This is a genomic window from Rhizobium etli CFN 42 (genome assembly GCF_000092045.1).
In the GTDB taxonomy this organism is placed as follows: Bacteria; Pseudomonadota; Alphaproteobacteria; order Rhizobiales; family Rhizobiaceae; genus Rhizobium; species Rhizobium etli.
Genome location: NC_007766.1, coordinates 487,710 through 508,616 on the forward strand (window position 1 = coordinate 487,710; position 20,907 = coordinate 508,616).

17 protein-coding genes are annotated in these 20,907 nt (G+C 59.0%); 10 read left to right on the forward strand and 7 right to left on the reverse strand.

Translation table 11 applies throughout. The features are described from left to right. Nucleotides 1-46: 46 nt before the first annotated feature. The 3 genes from RHE_RS28695 to alr form a co-directional block, all read right to left on the reverse strand. Nucleotides 47-1,051: an AraC family transcriptional regulator gene (locus RHE_RS28695; protein WP_011428740.1), complete on the reverse strand. Its 1,005-nt coding sequence runs from the start codon at nucleotides 1,049-1,051 to the stop codon at nucleotides 47-49. Between the two features lie 83 nt (nucleotides 1,052-1,134). Continuing rightward, nucleotides 1,135-2,403 carry a D-amino acid dehydrogenase gene (locus RHE_RS28700; RefSeq protein ID WP_011428741.1) on the reverse strand — a complete coding sequence of 423 codons (1,269 nt, stop codon included), beginning with the start codon at nucleotides 2,401-2,403 and terminating at the stop codon, nucleotides 1,135-1,137. Nucleotides 2,404-2,433: 30 nt separating this feature from the next. After that, nucleotides 2,434-3,567: an alanine racemase gene (gene alr, locus RHE_RS28705; protein ID WP_011428742.1), complete on the reverse strand. Its 1,134-nt coding sequence runs from the start codon at nucleotides 3,565-3,567 to the stop codon at nucleotides 2,434-2,436. Between the two features lie 124 nt (nucleotides 3,568-3,691). Between alr and RHE_RS28710 the strand changes: the two genes are divergently transcribed. Further along, the gene (locus RHE_RS28710) at nucleotides 3,692-4,156 is read left to right on the forward strand and encodes an Lrp/AsnC family transcriptional regulator (protein ID WP_011428743.1); all 465 of its coding nucleotides are present in this window, start codon (nucleotides 3,692-3,694) and stop codon (nucleotides 4,154-4,156) included. 17 nt (nucleotides 4,157-4,173) lie between these two features. Here the strand turns inward: RHE_RS28710 and RHE_RS28715 are convergent, their stop codons facing one another. Continuing rightward, nucleotides 4,174-4,899: a helix-turn-helix transcriptional regulator gene (locus tag RHE_RS28715; RefSeq protein ID WP_011428744.1), complete on the reverse strand. Its 726-nt coding sequence runs from the start codon at nucleotides 4,897-4,899 to the stop codon at nucleotides 4,174-4,176. 161 nt (nucleotides 4,900-5,060) lie between these two features. Then, entirely contained in the window at nucleotides 5,061-5,699 is a 639-nt protein-coding gene (locus tag RHE_RS28720) for an acyl-homoserine-lactone synthase (RefSeq protein WP_011428745.1), read from the reverse strand. Nucleotides 5,700-5,873: 174 nt separating this feature from the next. Between RHE_RS28720 and RHE_RS28725 the strand changes: the two genes are divergently transcribed. The 9 genes from RHE_RS28725 (at nucleotide 5,874) to RHE_RS28765 (ending at nucleotide 16,326) form a co-directional block, all read left to right on the forward strand. After that, nucleotides 5,874-6,218 (forward strand): helix-turn-helix domain-containing protein, encoded by a 345-nt coding sequence (locus RHE_RS28725; protein ID WP_011428746.1) that lies wholly within the window; start codon nucleotides 5,874-5,876, stop codon nucleotides 6,216-6,218. Between the two features lie 249 nt (nucleotides 6,219-6,467). Beyond that, the gene (locus tag RHE_RS28730) at nucleotides 6,468-7,895 is read left to right on the forward strand and encodes a glycoside hydrolase family 15 protein (RefSeq protein ID WP_011428747.1); all 1,428 of its coding nucleotides are present in this window, start codon (nucleotides 6,468-6,470) and stop codon (nucleotides 7,893-7,895) included. A gap of 93 nt (nucleotides 7,896-7,988) precedes the next feature. Then, nucleotides 7,989-9,860, forward strand: a complete 1,872-nt coding sequence (locus tag RHE_RS28735) for a GMC oxidoreductase (protein ID WP_011428748.1) — start codon at nucleotides 7,989-7,991, stop codon at nucleotides 9,858-9,860. 98 nt (nucleotides 9,861-9,958) lie between these two features. Then, complete coding sequence (locus RHE_RS28740; protein ID WP_011428749.1) at nucleotides 9,959-11,077, forward strand: ferritin-like domain-containing protein; 1,119 nt, start codon at nucleotides 9,959-9,961, stop codon at nucleotides 11,075-11,077. Continuing rightward, nucleotides 11,074-11,631 carry a hypothetical protein gene (locus tag RHE_RS28745; protein ID WP_011428750.1) on the forward strand — a complete coding sequence of 186 codons (558 nt, stop codon included), beginning with the start codon at nucleotides 11,074-11,076 and terminating at the stop codon, nucleotides 11,629-11,631. Before RHE_RS28740 ends, RHE_RS28745 begins: the two co-directional genes overlap by 4 nt. Continuing rightward, nucleotides 11,597-12,535, forward strand: a complete 939-nt coding sequence (gene iolE, locus RHE_RS28750) for a myo-inosose-2 dehydratase (RefSeq protein WP_042120014.1) — start codon at nucleotides 11,597-11,599, stop codon at nucleotides 12,533-12,535. Before RHE_RS28745 ends, iolE begins: the two co-directional genes overlap by 35 nt. Nucleotides 12,536-12,662: 127 nt before the next feature. Continuing rightward, nucleotides 12,663-13,691, forward strand: coding sequence for a sugar phosphate isomerase/epimerase family protein (locus tag RHE_RS28755; protein ID WP_166486958.1), 1,029 nt, complete (start codon nucleotides 12,663-12,665; stop codon nucleotides 13,689-13,691). 116 nt (nucleotides 13,692-13,807) lie between these two features. Further along, complete coding sequence (locus tag RHE_RS28760) at nucleotides 13,808-14,632, forward strand: MBL fold metallo-hydrolase (protein WP_011428753.1); 825 nt, start codon at nucleotides 13,808-13,810, stop codon at nucleotides 14,630-14,632. 38 nt (nucleotides 14,633-14,670) lie between these two features. After that, nucleotides 14,671-16,326, forward strand: a complete 1,656-nt coding sequence (locus tag RHE_RS28765) for an alpha-keto acid decarboxylase family protein (protein WP_011428754.1) — start codon at nucleotides 14,671-14,673, stop codon at nucleotides 16,324-16,326. A 62-nt stretch (nucleotides 16,327-16,388) separates the two neighbouring features. Here the strand turns inward: RHE_RS28765 and RHE_RS28770 are convergent, their stop codons facing one another. Both RHE_RS28770 and RHE_RS28775 read right to left on the reverse strand, forming a co-directional pair. Continuing rightward, nucleotides 16,389-18,155 (reverse strand): putative bifunctional diguanylate cyclase/phosphodiesterase, encoded by a 1,767-nt coding sequence (locus tag RHE_RS28770; RefSeq protein ID WP_011428755.1) that lies wholly within the window; start codon nucleotides 18,153-18,155, stop codon nucleotides 16,389-16,391. Between the two features lie 230 nt (nucleotides 18,156-18,385). Next, complete coding sequence (locus RHE_RS28775) at nucleotides 18,386-20,263, reverse strand: HAMP domain-containing methyl-accepting chemotaxis protein (protein WP_011428756.1); 1,878 nt, start codon at nucleotides 20,261-20,263, stop codon at nucleotides 18,386-18,388. Between the last annotated feature and the right edge of the window lie 644 nt (nucleotides 20,264-20,907).

Genomic DNA, 20,907 nt, shown 5'->3' on the forward strand with positions numbered 1-20,907 from the left:
GCTCGGTCCGTCGCCGATGGAACCGTCTGGGACGCCGAGGCGGAGTTCAGCGCTTCAGCGTCTGCGACGGCAGCTCGCCGAAACGCTTCTTGTATTCGGCGGCAAAACGCCCGAGATGGGTAAATCCCCATCTGAGCGCGACATCGGCGACAGCTGGTTTCGCACCGGGTTCGACGAGGTCTCGACGGGCGGCGACCATGCGGATTTCATGGAGATAGGCGATCGGAGTGGTGTTCCTGAACTGCCGGAAGCCCTGCTGCAACGTCCGAATGCTCACCTTGGCTGCCATCGCGATCTCATTCAGCGAGATCGGTTCCGTGATGTGCGCATGCATGAAATCGATGGCCCATTTCACATGGCGCGGAGCCGGCGCAGGCGCAGGAAGCGCCAGCTCGTTCGAATAGCGATGCGGAAAGGTCTCGAGAAGCAGGAAGATCGCCGCGTCGCAGAGCGCGCTGACGGCCAGCGGCGATTCCTGCAGCAGCCCGCCCCCGCCAAGTCCACGATACAGGTTCGCAACGAGTTGCCGCAACAACAGCCCCGGGCCAGCCGTCAGGTCGAAATGGGGAAGAAAACCGGCATCACCGGTGATCGTTCGCTCGAACATATGCGTGAGTTGCCCGTTGATCCTCGCCTGATCGACGAATAAGCCGAGATGGCGGCGAGAGCCGAGCAGACGGGCGCCGGTGGCGCGACCCGCTCCCAGGATGGCGCCGCGACCCGGAACGGAATGGATCGGTTCCTGTCCGGCATCGAAGACTGCATTTCCCTCAACCGGCAGGAATATGATCACTTTGCTGCTCGGCGCCTCCCGCCTGAGCGAGATTGCGCCGTCATAGGCGCAGTCGGCTATGGTCAGATCCCCCGCCGAGACGAAATTGCAGCGATATGCGATGGAGGAATTGGCTTGCGCGGCAGCCTTGATCGGAGAGGCCGATGTCGACAATATCTCCGAGAGGGCATCCGGGTCTGTTCCGCTGTATGCCGTTTCCCAAAATGACGAATTTTGCCCGGCCGGATAAGGGAGGGGCGCATCGGAACCAACGGACATTCACCACCTCACGATAATTTCCCACGAGTATAGTTATTCTCTGGGATAATACTCTTCTTTCTTTGCGCTACTTCGCCGGGATTTCACGCGTAGCGGCTGACCGCAAGATCCCGCGAATCGATCTCAGGGGTACGGGCGCTGACGAGGTCGCTGATGAGCCTTGCCGACCCCGTGCTCATGGTCCAGCCAAGGGTGCCGTGACCGGTATTGAGGAAGAGGCCGCCGATCTTCGTCGGGCCGATGACCGGCGTTCCATCCGGTGTCATCGGCCGCAGGCCGGACCAGAAGGAGGCCTTGGACACATCGCCGCCGGGGAAGAGATCGGTGACGGAATGTTCGAGCGTGCTGCGGCGAGCGAGCCCGAGATCATTGGTATAGCCTGATATCTCTGCCATGCCGCCGACGCGGATGCGGTCGCCGAGCCGGGTGATCGCAATTTTGTAGGTTTCGTCCATGACGGTCGATTCCGGCGCGCGCGACGCATCGGTGATCGGGATGGTGAGGGAGTAGCCCTTGACCGGATAGACCGGCAGGCTGATTCCAAAGGGCTTGAGCAGCAGCGGCGAATAGCTGCCGAGGGCAACCACCACGGCATCCGCGTCCATGCGTTCGCGCTCGCGATCGGGATCGCGGTCGGTGACAATCCCGCGAACGCGGCCTCCTTCGACATCCAGCGCCTTGATCGTCGTCCCATAGGCGAAGCGGACGCCAAGCGCATCGGCTTTGACGGCCAGCGCATTGGTGAATTTGAAACAGTCACCGGTCTCGTCTTTCGGCGTCAGAAGGCCGCCGACAATCTTGTCGCGCACGTGCTTCAGCGCCGGTTCGACCCGGATGCAGCCGTCCCGGTCCAGCACCTCATAGGGAATGCCGTCAGCGGCGAGCGCCTTGACGTCTTTCGCCGAGGCATCGAGCTGCTGCTGCGTGCGGAACAGCTGCAGGGTTCCCTGCATGCGTTCGTCATAGGCGATGCCGGTTTCGGCGCGAAGCTCGGCGAGCGCGATGCGGCTATAATCGGCAAGGCGCAGCATGCGGCTCTTGTTGATTGCATAGCGCTCGGAGGTGCAGTTGGACAGCATCCTCGCCATCCAGGAGAGCATGGCCATGTCCAATTTCGGGCGCAGGATGAGCGGCGCATGTTTCATGAACAGCCATTTCATGGCCTTCATCGGAATGCCGGGTGCCGCCCACGGCGAGCAATAGCCGAAGGAGACTTCGCCGGCATTGGCAAAGCTCGTCTCCAGCGCCGGCCCCGATTGCCGGTCGACGACGGTGACCTCATGACCTGATTTGGCCAGCTGATAGGCGGATGTGACGCCGACGATGCCGGCACCCAGAACAATGACTTTCATGATTTCCTCAAGAACAATGCCGGCCGGCTCTCAGCAATAGTGCCTGTCGTAACGATCGCCCAAACCGGTTAGTATTTCGTAAGATATCGTTCCGGCATCGCCAGCCACGTCTTCGAGCGTCTGGTTGGGACCAAGCACTTCGACGAGGCTCCCGAGGCTCAGCGCCCCTTCGGGCAAAGCAGTGATGTCGACGGTCGCGCTGTCCATCGACACGCGCCCCACGATCGGCAGACGGGTGCCCTTGTGATAAACGGCGCCGCGGTCGCCGAGACTGCGCGGCAGGCCGTCGGCGTAACCGGCGGCAATGGTGGCGAGGCGGGTTTGGCTGCGCGTCACATACGCGCCGCCATAGCCGATCTTGGTGCCTGAAGGTACGGTGCGCGTCTGCACGACCGCGACATCCAGCCTGAGGACCGGTTCCATCGGGTTCTTGCCGCCGGCATTCGGTGCGCCGCCGTAAAGGGCGATGCCCGGGCGGGCGAGCACACCATGATAGGCATCGCCGAGAAAGACGCCGCCGGAATTGGCGAAGGAGATGTCGAAACCGGGAAATTCATCGGCAATGCGCGCCATCTCGGCAATCTGTTCGCCGTTCTGGCTGCTCTCCAGGTCGTCGGCGCAGGCCAGGTGGCTCATGATGAACAGGATTTCGACATTGGCGCCGTCGCGGATGGCTGCCGCCAATTCGGCTCTCTCTTCCTCGGGAAAACCGAGCCGCGACATGCCGGTGTCAAACTGCAGAACGGCCGGCAGGCTGCGCTTCAACCGGCGCGCCGTCTCCGACCATTGCCGCCACTGCGCGAGCGAATTGAGAACCGGAACGATGCCGCTTTCGGCGCAGGCGAGCTCGCTGCCGGGCTGCAAGCCGTTCAGCACGAATATCTGCGCAGCCTTAGCAAGAGCCGGCCGCAGCCTCACGGCCTCGACGAACTGGGCGACGAAGAAATGCCTGCAGCCCTGATCGTAGAGCGTTTGGGCGACCCGCTCGGCGCCGAGACCATAAGCGTCTGCCTTGACGACGGCGCCCGCGCGGACCGGCGCGAGCATCGATGCAAGCTTCGAATAATTGCGGCCGAGCGCGGCAAGATCGATCGTCAGATAGCCCGTGGCTCCCTGCGTGATCGTAGCGGTGCGTCTGCGGGAAACCAAAATATCGCTATCCATGTCCACCCCATCTCGATATCAGAGCTTATGAAATAATGAGCGAAATTGCCGACGATCTTGTCGCTTATTATTGCGCATACTGCATATAATTCGCATAATTAGCCGAGATGTGAAGGAAACCGTCATGCCCGCCCTCGACACGCTCGACCGCAATATCCTCAGGCTGTTGCGTCTTGACGCGCGTATGAGCAACGCCAAACTCGCCGCCGAGATCGGCCTTTCGCCGTCGGCCTGCCTCAGACGCATCAAGATCATGGAAAAATCAGGCGTCATCCGCGGCTATACGGCGCTGGTGGATACCGGCAATGCGGATGACATGATCGCCGTGATTATCAACATCACCCTCGAACGGCAGACGGAGGATCATCTCGATCGCTTCGAAGCGGCGGTGCGTCGGCATCCGGAAATCCGCGAATGTTTTCTGATGACGGGCGGATCTGACTACCTGCTGCGCGTGGAGGTTGCCAGTGCGGGCGAGTTCGAACGGATTCACAAGGAGATATTGTCGACCTTGCCCGGCGTCCTCCGGATTCATTCCAGCTTCTCGATCCGCAATGTTCTGGCGACGCGCACGCGGGGGAGGCGCTGAACCGCCATCCGCTTAGCCTAGATCAACTCCAGCGCAGTGGCCTTGGCGACCGCCTCGCTCGTGGTGGCAACGGTCAGCTTCCGGCGCGCCGAGGCGAGATAGAGCTGCACCGCACTGATCGAAATGCACAACCGGGCGGAAATCTGCTTTGCCAGAAAGCCGCTGGCCGTCATCTCCAGACATTGCAGTTCGCGGCGCGACAAATGCGCAACATCCGCAATCTCCCTCATGCCGGCCAGCACCATGGCCCTGTCGTGGAGATGATGGGCGAGAAACTGGAGGTCGCGCATGCAGTCCATACGGAACTGCCGCCAATAGGCGTCGGGGTGATTGGAGGTCACGGTAAACAGCGATCGCTCCCCCTGAGGTCCCCGCACCGGCAGGGTAACGCCTTGCCGGCCGACACCGAAGGCCATCGCCTCCTTGAAAAAGCCATAGGCTCGGCCTGAATCCCATTTTGATGCGGACCATTCCACGGGCAGGAAGCCGCGCCGGCCCAGACGCACGACCGGATCGATGCTGAAGTAGTCCCGGTCACGATATTGTTTCACCCACTCGGGCGGATAGGTCAGCATCAGCAATGGATTGCTGACCGTTGCCCCCGATGAACGGGTCACATGCAAAACCATATGCGATATCGCATAGATGTGGCGGACTTCGTCCAGCGCTGTTTCCAGATCCTGCAATGTCGGCGACGCGGAGATCCGGTCCAGACAGTAGAAAAAACGAGAACTGCTCAGCATGAGATGGACTCGTGGTTGCGTTGTTTCATAACTGCTCGCCATGGTAACATTTCCCGATTACCGAGAACAGCAGCTTTTTGTGGCAACCATGACGCGACATGAAGAACAGGTCAAAGAACTCGCGAGATCCATCCTATGCTGGGCGGCGGACCGCGCTGAGCCTATCCCATGCCACCATTGACAGGGGCTCTGGCAGGATTGGGAGAGGCTTGCTCGAGAAGCCGGTACAGGTTGGCCCGCAGTGTCCGACAATTGTCCGCCGTCACATCCCATAGGCCAACATACAGCTTGCCGATCTCGGGCCGGGATCGGGCAAGCGGCATCGGCCTCCAGCCGATCCTTCGGTACACAGCAACCATCGCGGCGTCATAGACGCCGACAATGCTCTCGATACCGGTGTCGAGGGCAAGATCGCAAAGCCCGGAGAGCAGCTCCGTGGCGACTGCGCGCGATTGCTCCATGTGTCCGGCATGCGGATGAAGGCAAAAGCGGGTACATTCCCAGGTCGTCGGGCTATCGACGTCGATAGGCTGATCGAAGAAATGCCGGAACTCGCTTTTGAGCATCGTCGCTCCGGTGGTCGGCAGCAGGCGCAGCGAACCCGTCAGCGTGCCGGAAGGTCGTTGCGTGACGAGATAGACGGGATCTTCGGCCTCGTCATATCGGTCCCTCTCCCATTGATCACGGACATCGACCTGCCATCCCAGCCGATCGCGAAAAACGGCGGCGCGAGCCCGAAACATTTCATCGAAAGCACGTCGATCGGTCTCGAGCATGTCTTTGGTGAGTATCCGCAACATATCCGTCCCTCCTGATGTGCTGACGTTTCACAACAGGAAGCCGAGCCGGAGCAATCTGGATATTTCACCAGGTTGACCGGTGCTTGGCTTTGCCTTCCCCTTCCATAAGAAGTTTCTGATGTTCGTCGATCGGAAGCTCTTGGCAATTTGACGCAACAACGGGGAGGATTGTTGATGACCCACGACATGGCGCGCGGCAGACGTATTCGAGAGGCGATATCTCGCGGCAAGTTCCGGAAAGTTCACGCCCTGGCAGCCGAACTGGACGTGTCCGTCGCCGCCGTCTCACGGTGGCAGAATGGCGGACATACTTCACTGGAAAGCGCCTGCGCGCTCGCCGATCTGCTGGATGTCTCCCTCGATTGGCTGCTGCTCGGGCGCGGCACGATGGACTGGCATAGGAACAGCGCGATCTCCGCCGCGGAGTTGCAAATGGTTCTGGCGCTGCGCAACCGGTCTGCGGCAACACGGTCCAATCTCGTCGGGCTGGTCGAATCCATCCCGCCGGAGCACGCGTAACGCCAGGCGCAATTCTCTAAGATTATTTGAGCTGAGCTCAACATCTTCAGGTTGATAAACGGCGGATCATCGGCAATCTTTCTAGTTAAAGGTTCAATTGCAGCGAGGGCAGACGGCAAGCACCCTGCCCTCCGCAGAGACCTTGTGTTCACTCTCGACACCCATTCGGCCGCAATATTTCGCTCATCCGGTCCGGAATATTTTGTCGATCTGGTCCCGGCAAGTCTCAACCGATCTTGGAGTCTGTCAATGACAGTTGCGCTTTGGAGTCAGTCAATGACGGGTGCGAACCCGGCCCATATCGGCGCCAATGCGCCTACAGTCAAACCGAGGCCTGCCTTCGCGCAGACGGATCTGGTCGCATTGTCGCGCTATTTTTCTCTTCTGATGATGCGCAACATCACCAGCGATGGCTATGTCATCGAGGATCCCACATCGCCCGGCGTCTTTTCGGCCCCGGGCTGCGTCATCGCCGCACCCTCCTATCCAGCGAACACGCCGGGTGTCGACCAGGACTATGTTTTCAACTGGGTCCGCGACGGGGCCATTACGGCCATCGAGATCGCGCTTGCCGGCTTGTTACCCATTCCGGGCGGAGTTTTGCCGAGCCTGGTCGACTACGTGAACTTCGCCGCGCTCTGCCAGGCGAATGCGAAGAATTCCGACACCGTCACACTTGGCCACGCCTGCTTCACCATCACCGGCGAGGTTCGTCCGTGGTCGGAGCAGAATGACGGGCCGGCCATTCAGTCGATTGCGATCCTCACCCTGTTCGATCAGCTGGATGGCGCCACGCAGACGATCGCCAAACAACTGGTCCAGGCCAACCTCGCTTATCTTCTCGAAGTTTACCAGAACAAGACCACAAATCTCTGGGAGGAATATGAGGGCTATTCGTTTTTCGCAAGAGCCGTACAGCTCCGCTTTTTCCGGGAAATTTCCACAAACACGATCGGCATTGCGGTGCCTGCCGGGGTGGCCGGCGCCATCTCCTGGCTGGAAAGCCAGCTGGCAACCCACTGGAACGGGCAGCTCTATGTGAGCATTCTGGATGCCCTGGAGCAAGCCGGTTACGACGCGAACATCGATATCGTCTCTTCGGTCTGCTATGGCGGGATCGAGCCAACCGATACCAAGCTTCTGGCAACGGCGGCCATCTTGCGGCGCCAGTGGGCCGATCCTTCGTCTTCGAACTATTACCCGGTCAATGGCGCCGACGCGGCCAAAGGGCTCGGACCACTCTTCGGGCGCTATCCAGGCGACCATTACGATGGCGATGTGGCGGCTCCGGTTGCCGGCGGGCATCCCTGGGCTCTGTGCACCGCCAATTTCGCCGAGTTTCAATATCGGCTTGCCAATGCCATCGATGCCAGCGGCGCCATCCCCCTCGATCAGTTCTCCGAACCCTTCTTCGCGGAAATGGGACTTGGCGCATCGAGCAGCGCCGCCGACGCGTCGGCTGCTTTGCGGGCTTCGTCTGACGCCATGCTGCGCGCCATCGTCTACCACAGCGATTACTATGAACTGAGCGAACAGTTCGATGGAACCGTTGGCTACGAGAAAAGCGTCCGGAATCTGACCTGGAGCTATGCCTCCTTCCTCTCGGCAGTCAGAGCCCGCGCCGCCGCCCCGGCCACCAAGTCCAAGCCCCGAAACTCTCGCGGCCCGAAATCATGACGATTGAAGGCCGTAGGGCCTGATCTCGATTGAGTCCAGAACGCATGATCCGCAAAGCCCTGATCGGCTTTCCGGGATTAATGGAGGACCAAAGTGCTTTTTCCCCTCGAATCGGCAATAAGAGCCGATGCCAAGACCGTCGCAGAGTCTGGCGACTATGATATCGTGATCGTCGGCAGCGGCATTTCCGGAGCAATCATTGCCAAGCAGGCTGCGGAAGCGGGCAAACGTGTCCTTATCCTTGAAGCCGGAACGGGTTCCAATGTCACTCTGGCAGGCTATGACAATCTGCTGACGACTTTCTATTCGGCAGCCTCCAAGGACAACCAGTCGCCCTTTCCGCTGAATGCGAACGCGGCCATACCCCGCAGCCCGCAGCTTCGCAAGCTGCAGGCGGGGGAAACCGATAGTTCGAACTATATCGTTCAATCCGGCCCTTATGTCAGCGATACGGTATATACCCGTATTTTCGGCGGAACGACCATGCACTGGGAGGCGAAAACGCCTCGCCTGCTTCGCTCGGATTTCAAGACGCGCACGCTTTTCGGCCACGGGCTGGACTGGCCGTTGAGCTTTGAGGAGGTCGAGGAGGATTACCGCCTGGCCGAGCGGGAAATCGGCGTATCGGCGAATGTCGAAGATCAGCAATATCTCGGGCAGACCTTCCCGGACGACTATGTCTTTCCCATGCGAGGACTGCCGCTTTCCTATCTGGATCAGCAGGTCAACAAGGGCATCGAAGGCACCAGTGTCGAACTTTACGACAAGAGCTATCCCCTGAAGGTCAGGCCCTATCCGCAGGGTCGCAACGGCATACCCAACCCGGCCTATGACGGTGGGAAGGGCTACCGTCCAATCGGCGCCGTTGATACGCATCAGGTCGAAGAGGGCGGCCGGTGCCAGGGCAATACCAACTGCGTACCGCTCTGTCCCGTGCAAGCGCGCTACCACTCCGGCAAAACGCTTGCCAAGGCGTTCGCGGCAAACGGCAAAGGCGGCGAGCGGCTTGTAGAACTGCTGCCGCAGGCGGTCGCTTCGAAGGTCAACATCGATCCGGACAGCGGGAAAGTCCGCTCCCTCGAGGTCAAGATTTACAAGGACCCGGCCTCACCGGCTCACGAGACCATCACCGTCAAGGGCAAGGTTTTCGTGCTTGCGGCAGGCGCCATCGAAACCGCGCGTCTTATGCTGGCCTCCGGCCTGCGCAGCACCAGCGGCCTTGTCGGACGCAATCTGATGGACCACGCCTACCTGCTGAACTGGGCGCTGATGCCGGAGATCTGCGGCACGATGCGCGGAACCAGTTCGACGGGCGGTATTGTCGACCTGCGGGACGGCCCTTTCCGGGAAAAGCAGGCCGCCTTCGCCATCGATATCCATAACGACGGCTGGGGCTGGGCCACGGGTGCGCCGACCTCCGACCTTCTGGAACTGGTGGATGATCGCAACCTCTACGGAGCGGATCTTCGGCGCGGCATGGTCGACCAGGTTTCGAGGCAGTTGCTGCTGGCGTTCATGATCGAGGTCATGCCCGTCGAAAGCAACCGCATCACGGTCGATCCGCAATATACCGATGCTCTGGGCAACATGCGGCCGATCCTGTCCTTCACGGTTCCGGAATATACCATGAAGGGTGCCGCCTATGGCCGCCAGTTTGCGCGCACCGTCTTTGCCCGCCTGGGCGCGCAGGACCATACCCATTACGACCCCAGCGATTACGGCTATGTGGCCTATGAGGGACAAGGCTATGCGATCCGCGGCGGCAATCATCTGGCCGGCACCCATATCATGGGAACGACGAAGACCAACTCCGTCGTGGACAAGAACCAGCGCAGCTGGGACCACGAAAATCTCTATCTCATGGGCGGCGGCAGCATGCCGACGATCGGCACGGCCAATGTCACCTTGACGCTGGCCGCCATGTGCTTCCGAAGCGGTCGCGACATTCTGAAGTCTCTGCATTGAACGAAGACCGGTATCCAGCGCGGAACGAACCTATGGGTTCGATGCAAGTGACACGAAGCCGGCCGGTGCACCCAACTTATCTTTCACGGAGCATGAGCATGGATTCCTATAGTATCAAGACGCTCGATGAGCTGAAAGAGTTTCTCTACCGGGCGATGCAGCTCGAGCATGCGACGATTCCGCCGTATCTGACGGCGCTCTACTCGATCAAGCCCGGCGTCAATCAGGACGCAACCCAGGTTCTGCGCGTAATCGTCGTGGAAGAAATGCTGCATCTGACGATCGCGGCCAATATTCTCAATGCCATCGGCGGCAAGCCGGATCTTGTCAGGCCGGACTTCGTAGCCAGCTATCCCGCCGCCCTGCCGGACGGCGAGACCGATTTCAAGGTCGGCATCCAGGCATTCGGCCGTGAGGCGCTGGCGACTTTCCTGAAAATCGAGCGGCCGGCCCAGCGTCCTGAACATCTCGTCGGCAAGGGCCTGATACACCGCAAAACTCCCGCTGGTATCACCGCGCTCGCCAGCCATCCGAGACATGAGGACCTCCATTTCTACAGTATCGGCGAGTTCTACTCGGCCATCGCGGAAGGCATCAAATACCTGGAAGCCGAAGCGCATGAGGCGGGCACAACCATCTTTACCGGCGACAGGTCGCGCCAGATCACCTCGGAATACTATTACTCCGGCGGCGGCGAGCTGTTTGCGGTGACCGATCTGAAAAGTGCCCAGGAAGCGCTCGAACTCATCATCGAACAGGGCGAAGGCGACGGCGGCGGTATCTACGACGATGACGACCACGAACTGGCCCATTACTATCGTTTCGAGGAACTGGTCAAAGGCCGCTACTACCAGAAGGGCGACCAGCCCGGCCACCCCACGGGTCCGCACCTGCAGGTCGATTGGGAGGGCGCCTATCCCATAAAAGAGAACCTGAAAGTGGGGGACATACTCGAAGGTTCGGAACTGCGTGAGGCGGCGATCGCCTTCAACACGCGCTATGGCGAATTTCTCCAGCTTGTGACGCGTGCCTATAACGGCCAGCCAAACCTGCTGCTGGAAGCCGTTCCGATGATGTTCGAATTCCGAAACATGATCCTCGAACTCATCCGCAATCCGCTGCCAAAGCATCCCGGTAAGAACGGCAGCCCCACCTATGAGATCCCCGGCGGTATCAAACAGCCAGTCGTCACCCGGCAGGCGGAGGTGAACGCATGAGCAGCCGTTTCGAGCCATTTCTGGGTCTTTCCGTCGAATTGACGGCCTTCTCCTACTTCGATCTTCTGGGAACCGGCTTGGCAGAACGCTATCTCGCCACGCTCGACACGGTGGTCGGCAGCGAGATCACCGACGCACTGCTGGCCGCTTTCACCGCCCTGCCACCCCCGGAAAGCGAGGCCCGTATCCGCGCCATGCGCACGACCATTCTCGGCAATGAATTGCTGGGAGAGGTGGCCCGCGCGCTGATCAAGCTCTGGTATTCCGGCACCTGGTTCGAGCTGTCCACCGCCTGGACGGAGCGCTTTGGCCCCAGGCCTGCGAATACCACCTTCGTCGTTTCTCCCGATGCTTATATCGAGGGTCTGCTCTGGAAGGCGATCGGAGCCCACCCTGCGGGCGCCAAGGGGCAGGGTTTCGGCTCCTGGGCCTTTCCGCCGAAAATTCCGGCTCACGCGCCCGTTCCGAGACCTGCCCTGACGCCAATTCCGCTTGTCCTCAAAGAACTGGATCAACGCCATGACGAATTATCTGCATCGACTGACGCCCGCTAAGGTCTGGCTCGGCGTCATCCCCACGCTCTGGTGGAATGACGATTTCATCGACATCGACATCGGCATCCCCTACGAGCAGGCTCTGAGTGAAATGGCGCTCGCCGGCTATGTCGGGTGCGGCGTTGGCCATAAATATCCGACGGATCTGAAAATCTTGCGCCCCGTCCTCGAACTCAGGGGATTGCGGATTTCCGAGCCTTGGGTGAGCACTTACTTCACCATCAAGGCGATGAATCGTCACACGCTTGAAAGCGTCGATGCTCAGCTCGACTTCCTCGAAGCCATGGAAGGCGGCAGCGACGATCCGCGCAGGGCCGATCTCGTCGTCTCCGAGTTTGGCGGAGCGGTCAATCCGCTTCCGGTCGCCCTGTTTCCCAATTGCCCCGAATTCTCCGAGGACCAGTGGAAACAGCTGATCGAAGGCCTGCATGCAGCCGGCGAGAAGGCCAAGGCCCGCAACCGCCGGCTCTGCTATCACCCGCATCTCGGAACCGGGGTGATGAAGACGGAAGCGATCCACCGGCTCATGGACGAGACGGATCCTCGCCTAGTCCACATGCTTCTCGATACCGCACACCAGGCGGCCGCCGGCGTCGATCCGCTGGCGCTGGCCAGAAAATACGCCCACCGCATCAAGCATGTTCACCTCAAAGACATTCGCGGCGAGGTGGTTACGAACATTCACAAGGGAGAATTGTCCTTCCAGCAAGGGATCGAGGCGGGGATCTTCACCGTGCCGGGTGACGGCTCCATCGAGACCTTTCCGGAAATCCTCGATGCGTTGGCCGAGGCGGATTTCGCCGGGTGGATCTGCATCGAGGCAGAGCAGGACCCGGCCAAGGCCAATCCGCTGCAATACGCGAAAATGGGCCGTGAATATCTGCGCAAGCTGCTTGGATGGTAGCCCGGCGCCGAGCGCTTGTTTCAGCCGGATGGCGATGTGAAGGAGGCGGGAAAGGATCTCGCCTCATACAATGCCCGGCGAGACATCATCCTGAACCACGCATTACTGGATAGTCACAGCTGGAGCGATGAAGATGGAAGAGGCACGCAGGCGAGATATATATTTCAGCTTCTTTATGTTTACGGCGGATTTGAGGCCGAATGACGCGGGCTATACAGAGGTTCTCGTCAGACATCTGAAAGCTCTTACAGAGATCGGCTACACCGGCTTCGATGTGCATATCGCCCCAGGCCCGGTTCATGCCGATCATCACGCTGAGGTCGAAAGCTATATCAGCCTCAGACGAGCGTTCGATCGGGCCGGCTTCCGGGATGTGAGGTTCACAACCAATGTGGGGACCACGCGAAGCTTCGATCCGACCTCGACCTACGAGGAACAGCGCAAGCAGGCTTTGTCCTATCTCAAATCCCGCGTCGACATCACCTCGGTGCTGGGCGGGGAGAATACGATCATGTCGGGGCCATTCCTGTACCCCTATGGTGTCTTCCCGCTGACGGATGACGGCGATGGGATCTGGAGCGACGCGCTTCAGGAGTGGATGAAGCCACGATATGCGGCGGCGGCCTCCATCTTCCGGGAATTGGCGCAATATTCTGCCGAGAAGAGGGTGAAGCTCGCCATCGAACCCGTCAAGAATTGGGAAACGCCCGGGCCGACAATGGTCTCGGAAGCGCTGGATTTTCTCGAAAGCGCCGACATTCCGGTCGGTGGCGTCACGGTCGATACAGCCCAGGTCGTGATGGAAAGCCAGGGGCCGGCAATCTTCAGGAAAAACATCGCCCGGGCAGTACAGCAGAGCCGGCTGAATTACGTTCATATCTCGGCGCCGGACCGGGGCGCTGTCAGCGACAGCTGGATTCCCTGGGAGATCATGCTGGACGAAATCGAACCGGTCTATTCCGGCCCTTATCTCGTCGAAGTCTTCAACGCGATTCCCCCCTTCGAGAGCTCGATGCGAATGACGCGCAGACGTTTCTGGCGGCCCGGCGAGGACGCGCCGGAGGCTGATGTCGACAGCGCCTACGACGTTGCGCGCGCCGCCCTGAGGACATTGGAGGAAAAGATCGCGTCCCACGGCCGTCGATCTCATTCGTGATGGCGCTCCGGCGCGCAAATGTTGGAAACAGCCCGCGAATGCTGGGGAACCAAGTCTCCGCCATGCCCGGGTGAACGTCAAACCTCAGCAAAGACCTTTCAATCAGGGAGATACCTATGGTGGCGCAATTGCCGGAGCCCATTAAAATCGTCAGGCGAGCAGGCGATGTTCGTATTCACACGTTCATTTCGGCTTTCACGGATGACAATATCGCCAACGCGACGCACATCATCGAAGGCAGGAACAAGCTTGTTCTTGTCGATGGGCAATTCCTCGTCCCCTACGCGCTGCAATTCAGGGCCTATGCCGACAGTCTCGGCAAGGAGATCGACCGGATTTACCTGTCGCACAGGCACCCGGACCATTGGTTTGGCCTGGGAGCCGCATTCAGCGACATTCCGATTCATGCACTGTCGGAAACGAAGGAGTTCCTGAGGCAGCATGGCCAGGATTCCCTGAATGACCATTGGAAACTTGGCAACCTCGCTCCGAAGACCTTGGTGATTCCCGAAAAAACCGTCCGCGCCGGCCACGAGATCATCGACGGAGTCAAATACGTATTTGATGAAGTCGTTGATACGGAGATCGATTTTCTCCTCACCATAGGTCTTCCTGATGTCGGCGTTTTTATTGCCCAAGACTTGATCTACAGCGGAACGCACCTTTATCTGACGAAATACATGGAGCATTGGATCGGGGTTTTGCAGGGCATGCTGCTGTCCGACTATGAGCTGTTCCTTCCCGGTCACGGCTTTCCGGCTGACAAAAACGAGGTTGCCAAAAATATAGAGTATTTGTCCGTCGCCATAGAGGCCGCCGGCCACGGACTCACCAATGATGCTTTCAAGCGCTTCCTGCTGGAAAGATTTCCAGAACGAAAATGCCCCGGAATATTCGACATATACATACCGCGCTTATTCGATAACGCGAGCGAGTTCTAATATTCGTCAATTCTCGTCAACAGGGGAGCCGCTGGAACATGGGCGATACATACACGGTTGGACAATATCTGGTCGACAGACTTCGCGAACTGGGTCTGGGACATTTGTTTTCGGTGGCGGGCGATTATTCGATCGAATGGGTAAACAGCTATGTCGAGAAAAGCGATATTCAGGTCATCGAAGAGGTGAATGAACTGAATGCCGGTTATGCGGCCGACGGCTATGCGAGACTGAAAGGAATTGGCGCGCTGTGCGTCACCTATTCCGCAGGCTCGCTTTGTGCGACAAATGCGATCGCCGGATGCTACGTCGAGAAAGTGCCGGTCGTCCTGATCAACGGTGCGCCAAGTGTCCAGAAAACGCTGAGATTCGAACAAACCGGCTATAGTTCGCACCACTTCATCAGCGGGCGCGAAACGGATCGGCAGGTGTTCGAATACATAACCGCCGCTACCGTTCGCATAGACAGCCCTCATCTTGCGCCAATGCTGATAGATTATGCGCTGACACAGTGCATCACGGAAAGACGTCCGGTCTATGTCGAGTTGCTGGAGGATATGGTCGACCTGGAATGCACGCGCCCGTCGAATGCATTGAAAGCGGCGCCTGACATATCCGACGAGGACAGTCTCAATCAGTCGATCGCGCAAATCAGCGAAAGATTGCAGAACGCGACCAAACCTCTGATCTGGATCGGTGTCGAGATCGACCGGTTCGGTCTTCACGACCAGGCGGAGCGGCTTATCCAGGACCTCAAAATTCCCTACGTGACCGAGCTTTTGAGCAAGGCCATCCTGTCGGAAGACGATGTCCAGTTTGCCGGGGTGTTCGATGGCCAATCGTCGTCATCCTATGTCCAGTCTTTGGTCAAAGACTCCGACTTCGTATTGGCGCTGGGCGTCTGGTTGACTGATATCAACGATTTGGGCTGGCCTATCGATCTCGACAAAACCGCATTCGCCTCATGGGATACAGTGAAATATGGCACGATCTTCAACGCACAGGTTTCGTTGGCGGATCTCGTCAACGGCTTGATCGACAAAAGGCTGACATGCAAACCCCAAAGCCTACCGGCGAAAACGGCCCGACAGGCGCCGATCGTGAATCCGACAGGCGAAATCACCTATCAGGGCTTCTACGATTTCATTCAGCAGCAGATCGACGGAAACACCATCGTTGGTGCCGACGCCAGTTTGAATTATTTCGGGAGCCTGCTTCTTGAAGTGGGGGCTCGCCGCGGCTTCATCGTCCAATCATCCTATTCGGCGATCGGTTATATTGGCCCGGCCGCGACTGGAGTTTCGCTGGCGAAGCAAGCTAACCAGAGGCTGCTGGTCTTTGCCGGGGATGGCGGGTTTCAGATGACCGCTCAATGCCTCTCGACACAAACCCGTTTCAATCTCAACCCGATCATCTTCGTGATGGACAACGGCATCTATGGCGTCGAGCAATGGCTTGCCGATGCATCGGTTTTCCATGGTAACAGGCCGTTCTACACCTCATGCATCCTGCACCGATGGAATTACAGCAAGTTGGCAGAGGTCTTTGGCTGCCGGGGCTGGAAAGTGGACACCTATGGCGAACTGGAGGATGCCATAAGCGGCGCCAAAGAAAACCTGAACAGTCCGTCCATCATCCAGGTCGTGGTGCCTCAGCGGTCAATCCCCAATAATGCGAACTGGAAAGCAAGCTAGAGCGGTTCTGGCGACGCGCACCAGGGCAGGCGATGAACTGCCGTCGCTCGATCGCTTCGACGTTATCGACCGGCCCCAACAATTTCTGCCCGCTCGCAATCGAATATCTCCTGGTCTAATCGCGCCGACAGATCGGCAAACGACTGCGGTCGTCCGAACGCATAGCCCTGGAGGGTGTGGACACCGAGCGCGGCAAGCACGTTGGCGTGCTCGAGCGTCTCCACGCCTTCGGCAATCACTTCCATATCCAACGCCCGCGCTATGTCGACCAATGAGCCGACCAGCCGGCAGCTGGGCACCGATTGCAAAATCGGCGTCACAAGCTGGCGATCGATCTTGACGCGATCCGGCCGCAGCTCGAGCAGGCCCAACAGGGAGGCGTGACCCGAGCCGAGGTCGTCGATCTCGATGTCGATACCGAAGGACTTGATGGCCTGGATGTTCTGCCGCACCTGGTCACTCAGGCTGTCCAGGAATATCGTCTCTATCAGCTCAAAACTCAACCGACCGGGCGGGATGTCATAGCCGTCGAGCTTGGCCGTCAGCTCGGGATCGTCGAGACGATCGGCGGAGAGATTGACGGAGACCCGAATGCCTTTGAGCGGGGAAGCGGAGGATTTCATATCCGACAGAACAGCCTTCAGAACGACATCGTCGAGCTCTGCGACCAATCCATTCGACGAGGCGATGGACAGGAAATGCGCCGGGGCGAGAATTCCTCGGGTGGGATGATGCCACCGCGCCAGAGCTTCGACGCCATTCACCCGGAAAGATCTGGCGTCGACCTGCACCTGGTAGAATGGGCGGATCTGGCCGAGCGCCAGCCCGGACCGCAGATCCTGGGCGAGCTGCCTTTCGTTCGCCAGTGTCGAAGCCATTTCGTCGGAAAAAATCTCGGCCCGATTCCGGCCGTTGCGTTTGGCGTGGTACAGCGCCAGATCGGATTGGGAGAGCAGCCTGGCGAAATCGGCGCTCATGGCGCTCGCAACGCCGATCGAACACCGCACGATGAGCGTCTGATCTCCGACAGGAAGCGGGCTTCCCAGACGTCTCTGAATATGATCGAGCACCGCAATCGTCCTGTCACACTCGTCCTCGGTGATGACGACAGCGAACTCATCGCCGCCGAGCCGTGCCGCGAAGTCACCCGCCGAGATCGCCTCCAATAGAATATTGCTGACATGACTGAGCACGAGGTCGCCGACCGCATGTCCGAAGCGGTCATTGATCTCCTTGAAATGGTCCACGTCTATATGAAGAAGCGCAACCTTGACGCTCTCCTGCCTGGCAAGTTCGGACAGGGCGAAATCGAAGCTGCGCCGGTTCAACAGGCCGGTGAGGTGATCGTGATCGGCCGCGAAGCGCGCCTCTGCCCGGCTCCGCTCCAGCTCCTTGTTGAGAAGCACATCCTCCGTCACATCCCATTCGGCGCCTACAAAGCACGGGTCGCCGGCGGCATCGACGAAATAACGAGCGCGCGAACGCAGGTAGCGGATCGCGCCATCCGGGCGAATAATGCGAAACTCGGATGCATAATCCGATTTGGTTTCGATCGCGCGCAGAAATATTTCGTTTGTCGCCACCAGGTCGTCAGGATGGATACTGTCCAGCCAGATGACATCGAGCGGCGCTTTCGGAACGCCATAGATCAATTTGAGCTGTTCATCCCATCGCGTCTGATTTCTTGCGATGTTGTGCTGCCAGATCCCGATCCCGGACGCTTCAAGGGCCAGCCCAAGCTGGCGAAGCAGGTTCTCAAGCTCGACATTTGTCCTGGATCGTTTGTTGCTCAAGGCGATCTCGCTATTTCGTTCGCCCGAATGTCGCATTGAACATCTTAAAGAGTGCTAATCGAGAGTACCCGCCGGCGGCAACCCGACCGCTGCAGATCCCAAATTCGCGGAATGCCGGGCGATGTCTGGCGTCGGACCGGTGCAGCCTGTGGACAAGAGCTTCCTCCGGAACCTCTTTGTCCACAGCAGCACAGCCTGAAGCTGCACCATTCTTCTCATCAGGGAGTCGTCCCTTCAAACTGACGAGACTGACCACGGCGGCAAATTTACCTTCGCATCGCGGGCCGCAGAGCGACCACCTGCGACGGCATGCTGCTTTCCACGGAGTGCGTATTGGACTGGGCATTCACTGGGCCTCTGTCACCATCCAATTGGAACTGATTGACCAGCTCGCGCAGGCGGCTTGCTTCTGAGGCTAGTGAAGAGGCGGCGGCCGTGGACTGCTCGACCATCGCCGCATTCTGCTGAGTTGCCTGATCCATGTGATTGATCGCCGTGTTGATCTCGGAAAGCCCGGTCGCCTGCTCGCGCGCCGAGGTGGCGATCGCGTCCATGGCTCGATTAATTTCGGCCACGCGTTCGCCGATCGATTTCAGTGACGTTCCGGTTTCGAGTACAAGTTTGACCCCGTGCTCGACTTCGGTCGACGACTTCTGGATGAGACCTTTGATTTCCTTGGCCGCCTGCGCGGCTCGTTGCGCCAGTTCCCGGACTTCTTGTGCGACCACCGCAAAACCCTTTCCTGCCTCACCTGCGCGCGCTGCCTCGACACCGGCGTTGAGCGCCAGCAGGTTCGTCTGGAAAGCAATTTCGTCGATGACGCCAATGATGTTGGAAATCTGCTGCGAACTGTCCTCGATGCGTCGCATGGCCTGCTCCGCCTCCGACACGATCGTGGCCGAGCGCTGGGCGCTGACATTGGCTTCCACAGAGATATTGCGCGCCTCCTCGGTGCGTTTCGTCGCCATCGCGACATTCGAGGTAATCTCGTCCAACGCGGCGGCGGTCTCCTCGAGTGAAGCGGCCTGTTGTTCCGTGCGCTTCGACAGGTCCTGGGCACCGGATGCTATTTCACCGGTACCGTTGTCTATGCTGTGTACCGTCTGGAGCACCGCGCCGATCGTCGCGCCCAATTGCCGCAGCGAAGTATTGAAGTCGTCGCGCAATGCTTCGTATTCAGCGGCAAATCGCTCCGAGATCTGGAAGGATATGTCGCCCGCGGCAAGGCGCCGGAGGCCCCCGCCCAAGGTGGTGGTTGCAAAGCGCAGCTGCTCGGCTTCGCGTTCGGCACGCTGCTGGGCTGCGGCCCGCGCCGCCTCGCTCTCACTGCGGGATTCGGCAGCTTCCTTCTCAAGCCTGACAACGTTGAGGGCATTCTGGCGAAACACTTCAACTGCGCCGGCCATTTCACCGATTTCGTCCGCGCGGCCGGCATATGGAATATCGCTGTCGAGATCTCCAGCCGACAACCGCTTCATGGCGAACGCTGTATTGCGGATCGGATTGGCAATGCCGGAAATCGCAAAGACGATACCCGCGATAGCCACGAGCAAGGCCAGCGAGGCGATCGCAGCTGTCAGCATGAAAGCGGAATTCGCGGACGCATCGCTTGCCGCTACGAAGCTTTCGGTCTGGCTGAGAATGAATGCCACCAGATCCGCCACCCCCCTGTTCACCAGCTCGGCCTGCGGCTCCATCTTCTCCTTGAAAAGCCGGACTGCCTCAGCTGTCTTGCCGCTGTCTTCGAGCGCAATCATTTGCTCCGCCAACGCGCGATATTTGTCGAGTTCCGGCTTTATCTGATTGATCAGCTGGCGCCCGCGCTCGGTGCGAACGCCCTTTTCGTAATCGCCAACAACCGTGTCGAGCCCCGATGAAGCGGCCGCGATCGCCTGCTTTCCGGTTTTGTCGTTTTCCACCGTGTCTTCGAGCAAATACCGAGCATGGGCAAGTTTCAGATCAAGAAAGTTCGCTTTGATTTCACGCGCCGTCACCAGCCGATGCACCCAGAACGTACCGACCTGTTCCGCATTTGAGCGAAGCGAGGAAATGGTGTCCAGCGAGACATAGGACAGACCAAGTATGAACATGCTGATGATGGACAGGTTCAGGATGAGAGCTTGCTTGATACTCGGGCGCTTCATGCGGGTCTCCTCTTGGGACGGTCGCTGCCGGTTAATGCGAATCTCCCATCGGATTCGATAATTTAGTATTAACTAAACGAGGAGAGTCGTCCGGTTTTCAAAATCTCTGGTGGGCGCAATTACTTCCGCGATCAATTCGAAGCCGCCTCCACTCAAAGTTACTGGAAAATAAGCAGAATTACGACTTTGCCGGACGCGGAAATTCAACGCTGCGGGCGCCGCCAGACTGCCGCCGCGTTGCGATTCGTCAGACCGCCAACATTGATAATGGGTCGTTTGATACCCTCGGCAGTCGACCGCACGGAGCAGTTCAATCGGATCCGGAAGGCTTAATTCGCGTGGTTACTTTATGTGCGCTGCACAAATTTGGCGCTTCGCGCGTGCGAGCTGCATTCGCATTCGCACAAATGATAATCACATTCTGCTCATGCATATTAAATAATCACTTCTGAAATTTCCGATTTTCTTGTTTCGCTTCTGGCTGTTACTTCCCCTTCTCTGAGTTGGCACGCGGGTTGCAAGTTCCCAAACGCCCGGTCAACGGCGACCGAGGCAGAGAGGCGCGGCATAGGCGCCGATTTCGACACCGACGTCGCAAGGTTTTTGCTGTCCGGGATCTCCCATTCCGAACGCAGATGCCGGCG